The sequence below is a fragment of the Streptomyces sp. NPDC006335 genome, assembly GCF_040612795.1.
In the GTDB taxonomy this organism is placed as follows: Bacteria; Actinomycetota; Actinomycetes; order Streptomycetales; family Streptomycetaceae; genus Streptomyces.
This window is the reverse complement of sequence record NZ_JBEXQX010000010.1, coordinates 289,746-303,084: the sequence shown is the minus strand read 5'-3', so window position 1 is coordinate 303,084 and position 13,339 is coordinate 289,746. Positions and strand designations below refer to the sequence as shown.

Annotated in this window: 12 protein-coding genes; 6 read left to right on the top strand and 6 right to left on the bottom strand. The window is 70.4% G+C overall.

The window, feature by feature from the left end:
- Positions 1-2 precede the first annotated feature (2 nt).
- Positions 3-449, top strand: a complete 447-nt coding sequence (locus tag ABZ098_RS27560; RefSeq protein WP_037706704.1) for a helix-turn-helix domain-containing protein — start codon at positions 3-5, stop codon at positions 447-449.
- 58 nt (positions 450-507) lie between these two features.
- On the opposite strand, the gene ABZ098_RS27555 is transcribed toward ABZ098_RS27560, so the two are convergent.
- A complete protein-coding gene (locus tag ABZ098_RS27555; protein ID WP_356595519.1) occupies positions 508-2,910 on the bottom strand; it encodes a PA14 domain-containing protein in 2,403 nt (800 codons plus the stop codon).
- Between the two features lie 240 nt (positions 2,911-3,150).
- Between ABZ098_RS27555 and ABZ098_RS27550 the strand changes: the two genes are divergently transcribed.
- Together ABZ098_RS27550 and ABZ098_RS27545 are read left to right on the top strand one after the other, a co-directional pair.
- On the top strand, positions 3,151-4,254 hold the full coding sequence (locus ABZ098_RS27550) for a substrate-binding domain-containing protein (RefSeq protein WP_356595517.1): 1,104 nt from the start codon (positions 3,151-3,153) through the stop codon (positions 4,252-4,254).
- A gap of 322 nt (positions 4,255-4,576) precedes the next feature.
- The gene (locus ABZ098_RS27545) at positions 4,577-5,605 is read left to right on the top strand and encodes a LuxR C-terminal-related transcriptional regulator (protein WP_356595515.1); all 1,029 of its coding nucleotides are present in this window, start codon (positions 4,577-4,579) and stop codon (positions 5,603-5,605) included.
- Here the strand turns inward: ABZ098_RS27545 and ABZ098_RS27540 are convergent.
- The 3 genes from ABZ098_RS27540 to ABZ098_RS27530 form a co-directional block, all read right to left on the bottom strand.
- Positions 5,568-6,560 carry a helix-turn-helix transcriptional regulator gene (locus ABZ098_RS27540; RefSeq protein ID WP_356595513.1) on the bottom strand — a complete coding sequence of 331 codons (993 nt, stop codon included), beginning with the start codon at positions 6,558-6,560 and terminating at the stop codon, positions 5,568-5,570. The two genes, ABZ098_RS27545 and ABZ098_RS27540, sit on opposite strands and share 38 nt — an antisense overlap.
- On the bottom strand, positions 6,557-7,555 hold the full coding sequence (locus ABZ098_RS27535) for a helix-turn-helix transcriptional regulator (RefSeq protein ID WP_356595511.1): 999 nt from the start codon (positions 7,553-7,555) through the stop codon (positions 6,557-6,559). Before ABZ098_RS27535 ends, ABZ098_RS27540 begins: the two co-directional genes overlap by 4 nt.
- Before the next feature lie 172 nt (positions 7,556-7,727).
- Positions 7,728-8,768, bottom strand: a complete 1,041-nt coding sequence (locus tag ABZ098_RS27530; protein ID WP_356595509.1) for a helix-turn-helix transcriptional regulator — start codon at positions 8,766-8,768, stop codon at positions 7,728-7,730.
- 128 nt (positions 8,769-8,896) lie between these two features.
- Here ABZ098_RS27530 and ABZ098_RS27525 point away from each other — a divergent pair, with 128 nt between their 5' ends.
- Together ABZ098_RS27525 and ABZ098_RS27520 are read left to right on the top strand one after the other, a co-directional pair.
- Positions 8,897-9,058 (top strand): hypothetical protein, encoded by a 162-nt coding sequence (locus ABZ098_RS27525; protein ID WP_356595507.1) that lies wholly within the window; start codon positions 8,897-8,899, stop codon positions 9,056-9,058.
- Position 9,059: 1 nt separating this feature from the next.
- Positions 9,060-9,395 (top strand): hypothetical protein, encoded by a 336-nt coding sequence (locus ABZ098_RS27520; protein ID WP_028809089.1) that lies wholly within the window; start codon positions 9,060-9,062, stop codon positions 9,393-9,395.
- Positions 9,396-9,524: 129 nt separating this feature from the next.
- Here the strand turns inward: ABZ098_RS27520 and ABZ098_RS27515 are convergent, their stop codons facing one another.
- The gene (locus ABZ098_RS27515) at positions 9,525-9,938 is read right to left on the bottom strand and encodes a TIGR03618 family F420-dependent PPOX class oxidoreductase (RefSeq protein WP_356595505.1); all 414 of its coding nucleotides are present in this window, start codon (positions 9,936-9,938) and stop codon (positions 9,525-9,527) included.
- A gap of 127 nt (positions 9,939-10,065) precedes the next feature.
- Between ABZ098_RS27515 and clpB the strand changes: the two genes are divergently transcribed.
- Complete coding sequence (clpB, locus tag ABZ098_RS27510) at positions 10,066-12,663, top strand: ATP-dependent chaperone ClpB (RefSeq protein WP_356595503.1); 2,598 nt, start codon at positions 10,066-10,068, stop codon at positions 12,661-12,663.
- Positions 12,664-12,711: 48 nt separating this feature from the next.
- Here the strand turns inward: clpB and ABZ098_RS27505 are convergent, their stop codons facing one another.
- A complete protein-coding gene (locus tag ABZ098_RS27505; RefSeq protein WP_356595501.1) occupies positions 12,712-13,200 on the bottom strand; it encodes a hypothetical protein in 489 nt (162 codons plus the stop codon).
- Positions 13,201-13,339 lie beyond the last annotated feature (139 nt).

Sequence of the window (13,339 nt, the reverse complement as noted above, 5' to 3'; positions counted from 1 at the left end):
GAGTGGACGGTCGTCGACGCAACCCGTATGAACTGACCGAGGAGACCCCGGTCTACGTCATCTCGGTGGCGGCCCAGCTCTCCGGCCTGCACCCGCAGACCCTTAGGCAGTACGACCGCCTCGGCCTGGTCTCCCCGGACCGTACGGCCGGCCGGGGTCGGCGCTACTCGGCCCGCGACATCGAACTGCTGCGCACCGTCCAGCAGTTGTCGCAGGACGAGGGCATCAACCTCGCCGGCATCAAGCGCATCATCGAGCTGGAGAACCAGGTCGCAGCACTCCAGTCGAGGGTCGCCGAACTCCAGGCGGCCGTCGAGGGAGCCGCGGCGGCCATGCAGCAGCGCGAGGCGGCGGTGCACGCGTCGTACCGCCGTGACCTGGTCCCGTACCAGGAGGTCCAGCAGACCAGCGCGCTGGTGGTGTGGCGGCCGAAGAAGGCGAAGGACTAGGCAGGTGCGAGAAAGGGCCCGGAGGGATCTCCGGGCCCTTTCCCCTGCGCGGACGGGATCAGAACCAGGACTCCCAGATGCCGTACGCCGCCGAGCGGGCCACGGTCTCGGCGCCCGCGGAGTCCACGAGGACGACACGGTAGTAGTAGAGGTTCAGCCGGTCCCCGTTGACCGTCTTGTCCATGTAGGAGGTGGGGCCGCCCGTCGCACCCTCGGTCAGGGTGGCGTAGGCGTTCGCCGCCGGGTCCCAGCGCTCCACGCGGTAGCCCGTGAACCGGGAGCAGTCGCCGAGGCCGGAGCTCTCCGAGCAGCCGACGTACAGCTCCGGGTAGCTGTCCTCACGGACGTCGGTCCCCGTCCAGCCCGGCGGACGGGTGTCGGGCAGGGCGACGGAGATGTCGGCCGTGTGCCAGAAGGCCGGCCCCTCGTCCCAGAGGGCGTCGACGCCGGCCACCCGGTAGACGTGGGTCGCGCCGTCGGGGACGGTCGGGCAGAGGATCTCGGTCTCGGCGAGCGAGTCCCCCCTCCAGCAGTTGCGCTCCCACACCGTCTCGCCGGTGTCCGGGTCGGTGACGCCCTGCCAGACGTAGTACGTGAAGACGTCGTCGTCGGCGGGCGGCGTCCAGGACAGGCGCACGCCGAGCGGGACCTGCTCGGCCGTCAGGTCCCGGACCGGGTCCGGGCGCTTGGTGTCCGGGGTGGTCTCGGTGACCGCCGGGCCGGGCTGCGAGGTGTGCCCGTACGGGTCGACGGTGACGACCCGGTACTCGTACGTCGTCTCGGAGGCACCGGAGACGTCCTGGCAGGTGCCGCGCAGCACCTTGCGGCCGGCGTAGGACGGGGCGTCGTCGCCCGCCCACCACCAGTCCACCGAGGGATCCGTCGGCGACCCGCCGGAGGTGCTGGTCGGCCCGCACTTGTCCACGAGGACGGTCTCGCCGGTCGCCGGGTCGGTCCGCTGGATGCGGTACGTGAGCAGCGGGGCGCTGTCGTGGGCCCACGGGTCGGCGCTCGCCCAGGAGACGTACACACCCGCACCGGAGCGGGTCGCGGTGGTCTCGTACGGCGCGATGGCCTCCGGGCGGTCCGCCATCGCGAGGGTGATCTCGGTGGGCGCGGAGGCGTTGCCCTTGGTGTCCTGGGTGCGCACCGCGTACCGGTAGGAGTCGGCGACGGCGACCAGTTGGCGCGGTACGACGTCGGTCCGCGTGGTGGTGCCGGCGGCGCCGGGCAGCGCGTCGAGCCAGCCGCCGGTCGCCGGGTCGTACTGGAGGAGCTCGTACCGCGCGGCCCCGTCGACGGGCGACCACACCAGGTGCGGGACGCCGGAGCGGTACTCGACCCGGGCGTCCGCGGCGGTCGACGGCGGGGTCATGTCGAACGTGGTGAACGTGGTGGCCGCCGAGTACACGGACCAGTTCCCGACGGCGTCCCGCGCCCGGCCCCGGTAGGTGACCTTGCTGCCGTCGGCGGGCTGACCGGTGTCGCAGATCGCGCCCTTGGCGCCGCTGTACACGGTGACCCAGGTGTTGGTCGCGGGGTTGAGCCGCTGCATCTCGTACAGGGCGATGTCGGCCGCGTTCGCGGCGGTGGTGACGAGCTCCGGTGCCGCGTAGGGCTGGTCGTCCGGGCACGCGTCCATCTCCAGGAACGGCGCCGCGGGCGGAGTGGTGTCCACGGTCGTCACGGGCTGGTCCGCGGTGCCGCCCGAGGTGTTGCCGGCCTTGTCGCGGGCGCGGACCTCGTAGTAGTACGTGGCGCCGGTGGGCGGCGGGCCGTCCGTGTACGAGGTCGAGGTGGTCGTCGTGAGCGGCTTGGTGCCGTACGACGTGCCCTTCAGCCGCCGATAGACCTGGTAGCCCGCGAGGTCCATCTCTTTGTTCTTCGCCCAGGTGACCTTGGCCTTGCCGGTGGTCTTGTCGTACTTCACCGAAGTGCCGGTCGGGACGAGGGGCTTGACCTTGTCGACGTCGGCGGAGGTGCGGGGCGCGTAGCTGACCTTGATCTTGGCGGGGCCGGTCCAGTTGGCGTGGTCGATGCGCAGGGTGTGCTTGCCGGACGGGATGGTGACGTTGGCGGTCTTGGTCACCGTCGTGGAGACGTTCTTCCAGAGGTCGATCCTGCGGACGCCGTCGACGTAGACGCGGATGCCGTCCAGGCCGGTGGCGTTGAGCGCGAACGGCCCGCCGGAGCCGAAGTCGCGGGTCACGGTCCAGCGGACGCCGAAGTTGTCCTTCGGGAGACCGGAGAGCGGGGCGCCGCTCCAGCTCTGGTCGATAGCGTCGTCGCAGTCGGTCTTCTTCGGGGTGCCGGACAGGCTCGTGTTCGCGTAGAACTGGCGCGTGAACACGGGGGAGGCGCACGACACGGCCGCCGAGGCGGGAGCCGTGCCCACGGTGAAGAGGGTGCCGGCGGTGGCGAGAACGACGGCGGTCGCGGTCGTCCGTCTGGCTGACTTCATTCGATCCTCTGGTCGGATACGGAACAGCAGTTGTGGGGCTGCTGTGATCACGACTCACGAGGTGTGAAGTTGGTTGTACTAGTGTTCGCGCCAAGTCTTCACACCGTCGGCGGAGAGTGGCGTTGCGCACTCGTTAAGTGATTCCGCTTGACGTCGATGGGCGGCCCCGCGTTGGCTTTTCAGACACATGGGCCGCAATGCCGCGCCCGCGTCCGGAAAGCACCAGAAGTGAGCAGCCCCATGCGTCGTATCGCCATAGCCGTGGCCGCGTCCACGATGACCCTCTCGCTGGCCGCCTGTGGCGCGCTCGGCGCCGCGAGCGGGAGCGAGGCGAGTCCGACCAAGGGCAACGACATCACCGTGGGCGTGCTGATGCCGGAGAAGACGAACACCCGCTACGAGGAGTTCGACTACCCGATCATCAAGAAGAAGGTCGCCGAGCTCACCGACAAGCAGGGCAAGACCGTCTACGCCAACGGCGAGGCCAACGCCAAGAAGCAGGCCACGCAGATGCAGCAGATGATCGACGAGAAGGTCGACGTCATCCTGCTGGACGCCGTGGACTCGCACGCCATCGCGGGCATGGTGGAGAAGGCCAAGGAGGCGGGCATCCCGGTCATCGCCTACGACCGGCTCGCCGAGGGCCCGATCGACGCGTACGTCTCCTTCGACAACGAGCTCGTCGGCGAGGTGCAGGGCCGCTCCCTCCTGGAGGCGCTCGGCTCGGGCATCGACACCTCCGACAAGATCGTGATGATCAACGGCTCGCCGTCCGACCCGAACGCCGGGCAGTTCAAGGCGGGCGCCATGTCCGAGCTCAACGGCAAGGTGACGATCGCCAAGACCTACGACGTCGACGGCTGGAAGCCGGAGACCGCGCAGAAGGACATGGCCGAGGCGATCAGCGCCATCGGCAAGGGCAACATCAAGGCCGTGTACTCCGCCAACGACGCCATGGCCGGCGCCGCCATCCAGGCGATGGAGGACGCGGGCATGAGCAAGATCCCGCCGATCACGGGCCAGGACGCGGAGCTGTCCGCGGTGCAGCGGATCGTCTCGGGCGACCAGTACATGAGCGTCTACAAGCCGTACCCGGACGAGGCCGAGGCCGCCGCCGAGATGGCCGTGACGAAGATCCAGGGCAAGGGCATCCAGTTCGACGCCCTCGCCACGGACAGCGTCGACAGCCCGACCACCAAGGACATCCCGGCCCAGCTCGTCCAGGTCGTCGCCCTGACGAAGGACAACATCAAGAGCACGGTCGTCAAGGACGGCATCTACACCGTCAAGGACATCTGCACCTCGCAGTTCGAGAGCGCCTGCCAGGCGGCGGGCCTGAAGTAGGCGCGCACACAGGGCCGGAGGGGCTTCCCTCCGGCCCTTCGTGCTGTCCCGGTCACGCTTGCGCGTCACACGCGTCCGCCGCGGTTGACGGCGGCCCGGGGCGCGTCGCCGGGCACCGGCACCGCAGCTTGGTGCAAGGGGACGGGCGGAGGCCCGCGCATACCGGCGCATACCGTCCTGTTTCCACGGCCGTGGCCCGAGGAGCCGTGTTGCGGAGCCGGTCCGGGCCGCGCATAGTTGCGGAGCCTGGGAGGCTTCGAGGCTCCCACGGGGAAACAGGACAAGAGGGCGGCGGACGCGGGAACCGGGGGTGGGATGGGCAATGGCCGGGCTCGGGGCGAACGACCATCCACACGGCGCTGACCGGCTGTGCGAGGCAGGGGACCGGGTGTACTCCCGGGCCGTACGGCGCGGCCGTGTGCCGCGCGCCGACGCCGAGCCGGTGCCCTGTCTGCTCGAACTGGCCCTGCTGCACCCGGACCCCGACGACATGGACTGGCTGGTGCCCACGGCACCGCAGGAGGTCATGACCCGGCTGCTGCGCGGAGTCCACGACGAGGTCAGCGAGAGCCAGCGGCGGGTGGGCGCGGCGGTCGCGGCGGTGGAACGGTACGCGGGCCTCGGGCCCAGTGTCGTGCCGGGCGCCGGTGAGGGGACCGCGATCCGGGTCCTCGACGGTCTCTCCCGGATCCAGGCCGCGATGGACGAGGCGACCGAGGCGTGCACGACGGAGGTCCTCACGGTCCAGCCCGGCGGCATCCGCCCCGAGCACGAGCTGACGGAGGGTCTGCACCGGGCGCTGGCGCTGCGCGGCCGGGGCGTGCGGATGCGGGACCTGTACACCCATGTCGCCCGGCACGGCCAAGGGCTCCTGAACTACCTGGAGTTGATGGGCGGTTCGGTCCAGGCGCGGACCCTGGACGAGGTCATCGACCGGCTCATCCTCTTCGACCGCACGGTGGCCTTCATCCCCGCCAACGCCGACCGCACCCTCGCCCTGGAGCTACGGCATCCCGCGCTGGTGGAGTACCTGGTGACGGTCTTCGAGCGGCTGTGGCGCCTGGCGATCCCGCTCACCGCCCCGCTGCCCGACACCGGCATCGAGGGCATCTCCCATCGCGAGCAGTCCATCGCCGCGCTGCTGGCCGAGGGGCACCAGGACGCGGTGATCGCGGAACGGCTGGGGATCAGCGTGCGCACCTGCCGGGCCCATATCGCGCGGCTGTCGGAGACGCTCGGCGCGGCCAGTCGTACGCAACTGGGCGTCCGTATCGCGCAGGTGGGCCTGGACGGTCCGACGGCGGTCTCCTCGATCACGCTCCCCGGTCAAGAATCCCGGACCGTCCGATGAGGTAGCCGAGCTGGGCGCGGCTCTCGCTGCCGAGGGTGGCGGCGAGCTTGGCGATGTGGACGCGGACGGTGCGGATGTTCATGCCGAGCCGGTCGGCGATCACGGCGTCGGTGTGCCCCTCCACGAGCAGGCCGGCGATGGCCCGTTGGCGGGGGCTGACGCCGTTCAGGCTGGGTCGGTGGACGGTCTGCGGATACATGGGCGTGGCCTGCCACCACAGCCGGTAGAAGGTGGAGGCCAGGAACTCGACCAGGGCCGGGTGGCGGACCTCCAGCGCGACCGTGCCGTCCCCGCCGGCCGGGATGAAGGCCACGTCCCGGTCGGCGACGATGAGCCGGTCGGTGACCTCGTCCAGGGAACGGGCCTCGACGTCGCCGCGCAGTTGTTCGTAGCGGGCGAGGACCAGCGGCATGTGGCGCTGGGTGTGCTGGTACAGGGTGCGGATACGGGCGCCGCGCTCCAGCAGCGCCTGGTCCCGGTCCATCGCCACCACCTGGGCGGCGGCGCCCCGGCTGTCGCTGTAGTGCACGTTGGGCTGCACGCACAGGAGTTCGCGCACGACACCGGTCATGGCCTCGGTGATGGCCTCGTTGATGGGGCCGGTACCGCTGACGACCCTGATCGCCGGGTTCTCCGGGACCGCCGTGGCGCCCCCGGCGGTCCGCATGAGCGGCGCGAACGCCTCGGCGAGCCGCTGCTCACGCCACCGCTCGTGCGCCACGCGGTCCGTGGTGGCCCGGAGCATGCGGTGCAGGGCGAGGGCGGGCGGTACGGGTTCCAGCCGGGCGGCGTCCCGGGCGTCGGGCCGCAGCAGCCCGGTGCCGAGGAGGCAGGGGACGGGCGCGGCGTCCCGGCTGTCGATCCCGCCCTCGCGCAGGGCCCGTGCGTAGAGCTCGATGCCCTCCCGGCACGGGTCTTCCGGGCTGTGCTCCGGATGGGCTGCCGGCGTGCTCACTCGCCCGTGTCCTCCTGGCCGAGGATGCCCGACTGCCCGATGAGGTAGCCGAGTTGGGCCCGGCTCTCGCTGCCGAGGGTGGCGGCGAGCTTGGCGATGTGGACGCGGGCGGTGCGGATGTTCATGCCGAGCCGGTCGGCGATGACGGCGTCGGTGTGGCCCTCGACGAGGAGGGCGGCGATGGCGTGTTGGCGGGGGGTGATGCCGTTGCGGGTGGGCTGCTGCACCGCTTCGGGATACATGGGGGTGGCCAGCCGCCACAGCCGGTCGAAGGCGGTGACGAAGAAGGAGATCAGGGCGGGGTGGCGGATCTCCAGGGCGAGGGTGCGGTCCTTGTTGGCGGGGATGAAGGCCACGGTCCGGTCGACGATGATCAGACGCTCCGTCACCTCGTCGAGGCTGCGGGCCTCCGCATCGCCGTTCAGCCGCTCGTAGCGGGCCACGACGCTCGGCGCGTGGCGGAGGGTGTGCTGGTAGAGGGTGCGGATACGGCCGCCGCGGTCGAGCAGCGCCTGGTCGCGGTCGAAGGCCTCGACATGCACGGCCGGGGGTGGCTGGGCGTGTCTGTCGCTGGTGTTCGGCTGCACGGCCAGCAGCTCTGAACCGGCGGCCACGGCCTGCCCGATGACCCGGCTGATCAGGTCGACCCCGCTGAGCACACTGATCATCGAGGAGTCGTCGGTCCCCGTGCGGCCGCCGTCGATCCGCATCAGGGGCTCGAACATCTCGGTCAGCCTGGCCTCCCGCCGCCGTTCGTCCGCGACGCGCTCCTCGGCGATCCGCAGCATGCGGTGCAGGGCGACGGCGGGGGCGACCGGCTCCAGCCTGTCCGCGTCGGTGACGGCGGGATGCAGGAGCCCGAAGTCGAGCAGACAGGGCGCTTCCCCGGCGTCGACGCCGAGCACGTGTCCCTCGCGCAGGGCACGGGCGTACAGCTCCGTCCCGGCCGCGCACAGGTTCTCCACGCCGTGGTCGGGGTGGGACACCGGGCTCACTCGGTCACTCCCTCCTGCTCGAGGGTTCCTGATTCCGCGACGGGGTTGCCGAGTCGGGCGGGTGCGGCGGCCGTCGGTCTCGCGGCGCCGACCCGGTCCTCGCGCGGCGCACGGGTGCACGGGTGCGGGCCCGCTTCGCGCCGGCCTTCCGCGCCGTGCCTGTGAGCCCCGGTCACGGACGGCCGTCCCCCTCCGATGCCGACTGGCCCTGGTCGAGGATGCCCGACTGCGCGATGAGGAAGCCGAGTTGGGCGCGGCTGCCGCTGCCGAGGGCGGTCGCGAGCTTGGCGATGTGGGCCCGGCAGGTGCGTACGTTCATCCCCAGGCGCCGCGCGATCGCCTCGTCGACGTGTCCCTCGACGAGGAGCTTGGCGATGGAGTGCTGGATGTCCGTGATGCCGTCCGGCGCGGTCTCGTAAGGAGCGCCGGCGCTCAGGGGAACCGCCCGGCTCCACATGAACTCGAAGACCTTGACCAGGTAGCCCACGAGACCCGGGTGCCGGAGTTCCAGGGCGACCTGCCGGTCGTCCCGGACCGGGATGAAGGCCACGGTCTCGTCGCAGATGATGAGCCGCTCCACCAGCTCGTCGATGGTGCGGTACTCCACCTTCCCGTCGGCGAACTGCTCCATGTAGGCCAGCCGCTCGGGGCTGTACCGGGCCACGTGCTGGTAGAGGGTCCGGATCCGGACGCCCCGTTCGATGAGGGTCCGGTCCCGCTCCAGCCCTTCGATCAGCCGGTTCTCGGGACGCTGGCCCCGACTCGGCTGGACGGTGAGCACCTCGGACTGGCACTGGGACGTCGCCAGGTCGAGTGCCGTGTTGATCCGGTCGAGCCCCTCCAGGACCGTGATCGAGTGCGCCGGTGCCACCTGCTGCGCGCTCAGCGCCATGAACGGCTCGAAGGCGTCGGCCAGCTCGATCGACATCCGTCTGCGCTCGGTGATCTCGTGTTCCAGCGGGTTGAGCCGTTGGGCGAGCGCGACCGACGGCGGAACCGGGAGCATCCAGTTCGCGTCGTCCGGGTCGGGGTGCAGAAGGGCGAACTCCAGCAGGCAGGGAACCGATTCCGCGTCCGCGCGGGAGACGCGTCCTGTCCGCAGTGCGTTGGCGTAAAGACGGCCACCTGCCTCACACAACTCGGTCACCGCATGGGGATGTATCACCTTTGTCCCATTCGATACCAAATTTCCACCCCCCAGGGTCCTGAACATGCAGGAACATGATGCACCGTTCGTGTGGCCATGACGTGCCCGAATGAGCCATCGTCTTACTCGACGGGGGAAAAGGGGACCTTCAAGTGAGGACGAAGCCGACTATGCGTAACAGAATGCTTCGCTCGGTGCTTGTCGCCGCCTTCTCCACCGTTGTGGCGCTCGGCGCGTACGCCGGCCTCTCCGGCGCGAAGAGCGACGTTCATGGAGTGGGTGCCAACGAGACCGCGCACACCGTGGTTGTCGGTGACGAGGTGCAGGCATTCCCGGCGGACACGGTCTGGGACTGACATGACTACTCCACCCGACGACCGCTCCTTCCGCAGGGAAATGGCCACCGCCTACCGCTCCGGCTGGCACTTCATCGACCTCGTCACCGCGATCCCCCACCCCGGTGACTCGTTGATGGTGACCGTCTTCGGCGAACCGGTGGTCGTCACGCGGGACGAGGACGAGGACGTACGGGCGTACCGGTGTCTGCGGCGGCCTCGGGGGGCGCCGCAGCCCGTTCGGTGTGCCATCCGGTACGGAATGATCTTTGTGAACCTGGACCAACGAGACCATCGGCTGGTGGAACCGGAAACCCCCACCCCGCGGACCATCTCAGCCACCCCCCGCAGTGCCTGACGCGATTCCCCCGTCGTAACAGATCGCTCAGGTGCTTCCCCCCGCAGCGGCGTCACCGTGACCTGAACACGGTGACGCCGCTGCAGTTTTCGGGCGACATTTCGGAGTATCGGGTGATCAGCCCATGGCTCAAAAATGCCCCATCGCTCCCGTGAGGGAGATCTCGATGACCACCCGCAGCGGATTCGGCGCCGGAGTGCGCTCGTAGCGCTCGGCGTACCGCCGCACCGCCTCCGCCACCCGCTCCGGCTCCGTGCGGACGTGTGCCCGCCCTTCCAGCGTCGCCCACCGCCGCCCCGCCACCTGGCACACGGCCACCGCCGCCCCGTCCTCGCCGGCCGCCAGCACGTGCCGTGCCTTCGCGCTGGTCCGGCTCGTGATCACCCGGGCGAGCCGGGCCCCGGGGTCGTAGGTCACCCCGACGGGCACCACGTGCGGGCTCCCGTCCGGGCGCGGGGTCGTCAGTGTGCACAGATGCCGTTCGCGCCAGAAGCTGAGGAACGACGGGTCCGGGGCACCCGGATCCTGGGCGTAGGAGGTCATGCCGGGAAAGCTAGTCCCCTCATCCCTCCCGTGGACCGCCTTGAGTGGAATAGACTCAACTTTATGTACGCTGACTGAGTCAGTGCAGCAGTCGGTACAGGAGCGACACCAGGAGGAGTGCGGACACGTGGATGCCGAGCTGACCAACCGGAGCCGGGACGCGATCAACGCGGCCAGCAACCGGGCCGTGACCGAGGGACACCCGGACCTCACCCCCGCCCACCTGCTCCTCGCTCTGCTCCAGGGGCAGGACAACGAGAACATCGTCGATCTGCTCGCCGCCGTCGACGCCGACCAGGCCGCCGTGCGGGCCGGTGCCGAGAAGGTGCTCGGCTCGCTGCCCAGCGTGGCCGGGTCCACCGTGGCGCCGCCGCAGCCCAACCGCGACCTGCTCACCGTCATCGCCGACGCGCAGGCCCGCGCCAAGGACCTCGGCGACGAGTACCTCTCCACCGAGCACCTGCTCATCGGCATCGCCGCCAAGGGCGGACCGGCCGCCGAGGTGCTGACCCGGCAGGGCGCCACCCCGGACAAGTTGATCTACGCCTTCCAGAAGGCCAGAGGAGGGCGCAGGGTGACCACCGCCGACCCCGAGGGGCAGTACAAGGCCCTGGAGAAGTTCGGGACCGACTTCACCGCCGCCGCACGGGACGGCAAGCTCGACCCCGTCATCGGCCGCGACCAGGAGATCCGCCGGGTCGTCCAGGTGCTGTCCCGCCGTACGAAGAACAACCCCGTCCTCATCGGGGAGCCCGGCGTCGGCAAGACCGCCGTCGTCGAGGGGCTCGCCCAGCGGATCATCAAGGGGGACGTGCCCGAGTCGCTCAAGGACAAGCGGCTGGTCGCGCTCGACCTGGGGGCGATGGTCGCCGGTGCCAAGTACCGGGGTGAGTTCGAGGAGCGGCTCAAGACCGTCCTCGCGGAGATCAAGGACTCCGACGGGCAGATCATCACCTTCATCGACGAGCTGCACACCGTCGTGGGCGCGGGCGCCGGCGGTGACTCCTCCATGGACGCCGGCAACATGCTCAAGCCGATGCTGGCGCGCGGCGAGCTGCGGATGGTCGGTGCCACCACCCTCGACGAGTACCGGGAGCGGATCGAGAAGGACCCCGCCCTGGAACGCCGCTTCCAGCAGGTGCTGGTCGCCGAGCCCACCGTCGAGGACACCATCGCCATCCTGCGCGGCCTCAAGGGGCGCTACGAGGCCCACCACAAGGTCCAGATCGCCGACAGCGCGCTGGTGGCCGCCGCGACCCTCTCCGACCGGTACATCACCTCCCGCTTCCTGCCCGACAAGGCCATCGACCTCGTCGACGAGGCCGCCTCGCGCCTGCGCATGGAGATCGACTCCTCGCCCGTGGAGATCGACGAACTCCAGCGCGGGGTCGACCGGTTGAAGATGGAGGAGCTCGCGCTCGTCAAGGAGACCGACCCGGCCTCCCGCGAACGCCTGGAGCGGCTGCGCCGTGACCTCGCCGACAAGGAGGAGGAGCTGCGGGGCCTGACCGCCCGCTGGGAGAAGGAGAAGCAGTCCCTCAACCGGGTCGGTGAGCTGAAGGAGAAGCTGGACGAGCTGCGCGGCCAGGCCGAACGCGCCCAGCGCGACGGCGACTTCGACACCGCCAGCAAGCTGCTCTACGGCGAGATCCCCACCCTGGAAAGGGACCTGGAGGCCGCCTCCGAGGCCGAGGAGGAGGCCGCCAAGGACACCATGGTCAAGGAGGAGGTCGGCGCCGACGACATCGCCGACACCGTCGCCGCCTGGACCGGCATCCCGGCAGGGCGCCTCATGGAGGGCGAGACGCAGAAACTCCTGCGCATGGAGGAGGAGTTGGGCAAGCGGCTCATCGGCCAGAGCGAGGCCGTGCAGGCCGTCTCCGACGCCGTACGGCGCACCCGGGCCGGCATCGCCGACCCCGACCGGCCCACCGGCTCCTTCCTCTTCCTCGGCCCCACCGGCGTCGGCAAGACCGAACTCGCCAAGGCCCTCGCCGACTTCCTCTTCGACGACGAGCGGGCGATGGTCCGCATCGACATGTCGGAGTACGGCGAGAAGCACACCGTCGCCCGGCTCGTCGGCGCGCCCCCCGGCTACATCGGCTACGAGGAGGGCGGCCAGCTGACCGAGGCGGTGCGCAGGCGGCCGTACAGCGTGGTGCTCCTCGACGAGGTGGAGAAGGCCCACCCGGAGGTCTTCGACATCCTGCTCCAGGTGCTGGACGACGGGCGCCTGACGGACGGTCAGGGCCGTACCGTCGACTTCCGCAACACGATCCTGGTGCTGACGTCCAACCTGGGCAGCCAGTTCCTGGTCGACCCGATCACCAGCGAGACGGAGAAGAAGGAACAGGTCCTGGAGGTGGTCCGGGCCTCCTTCAAGCCGGAGTTCCTCAACCGGCTCGACGACCTGGTGGTCTTCTCCGCCCTCACCAAGGACGAGCTCGGCCGGATCGCGCGGCTCCAGATCGACAGCCTGGCCAAGCGGCTCGCCGAGCGTCGTCTCACCCTGGAGATCACCGACGCGGCCCTGGACTGGCTCGCCGTCGAGGGCCTGGACCCGGCCTACGGCGCCCGCCCGCTGCGCCGCCTCGTCCAGACCGCCATCGGCGACCGGCTCGCCAAGGAGATCCTGTCCGGCGAGGTCAAGGACGGCGACACGGTCCGGGTGGACGCCTTCGGCGACGGCCTGATCGTGGGACCGGCGAGCGGCAAGACGCTCTGAGGGGCGCGGTGACGAGGGGGAGGGCGCAAAGTGGGCGCCCTCCTCGCGTCACAGCGTGAAGGCCACGAACCGCACCTCGGACCACTTGCGGCTGTCATGGGTGATGTCGATCTGCACGGAGGCCCGCTCTCCCGCGACCGGGCCCGCGTTCAGGCAGAGGTCGACCTGGGCGTCGCCGCACTGCGTGGTCCGCAGTTTCGGCCCCTGCGGGAAGCTGGCCGCCACCCAGGCGTCGATCTCGGCGCGCGGCATCCGGAAGCGGGCGTCGTAGCGGGGTTCGGGCCCGGCCTCGATCCCGCACCAGGCGTCGCGCGCCCCGGTCGGCAGCTTCGCCCCGCCGAAGGCCAGAGCCTCGGCGCACGAGGTCTTCTTCACGTCCGCGGCGACCGAGTCGTCCGTGAACAGCCAGGCGACCAGCAGTGCGATCAGGGCCGCCACCACGAGCGTCGGCACGGCCAGGATCGTCAGGAAGATCCCCCATCTGGTCCTGCCCGGCCCGTCCTGTTCCGTCACCGTTTCGGTGTCCGTCCGTGTCATGTGTTCCCCCTATGGTCGGACCCAGTTCTACCCGGGCTGACCGGATCATGTCAGCCCTGGGAGGACAGGGTCTGTCGGGGCTTGCCACCCCCCTCCCCGCATGGGGGAGGATGGCAGGATCCGTACGAAGGGAAATTCA

Bases quoted from the DNA above. Each gene is read 5' to 3' on its own strand.
- ABZ098_RS27555 (WP_356595519.1), bottom strand. From the start codon at position 2,910: ATGAAGTCAGCCAGACGGACGACCGCGACCGCCGTCGTTCTCGCCACC.
- ABZ098_RS27550 (WP_356595517.1), top strand. From the start codon at position 3,151: ATGCGTCGTATCGCCATAGCCGTGGCCGCGTCCACGATGACCCTCTCG.
- ABZ098_RS27545 (WP_356595515.1), top strand. From the start codon at position 4,577: ATGGCCGGGCTCGGGGCGAACGACCATCCACACGGCGCTGACCGGCTG.
- ABZ098_RS27530 (WP_356595509.1), bottom strand. From the start codon at position 8,768: ATGTTCAGGACCCTGGGGGGTGGAAATTTGGTATCGAATGGGACAAAG.
- ABZ098_RS27520 (WP_028809089.1), top strand. From the start codon at position 9,060: ATGACTACTCCACCCGACGACCGCTCCTTCCGCAGGGAAATGGCCACC.
- ABZ098_RS27515 (WP_356595505.1), bottom strand. From the start codon at position 9,938: ATGACCTCCTACGCCCAGGATCCGGGTGCCCCGGACCCGTCGTTCCTC.
- ABZ098_RS27505 (WP_356595501.1), bottom strand. From the start codon at position 13,200: ATGACACGGACGGACACCGAAACGGTGACGGAACAGGACGGGCCGGGC.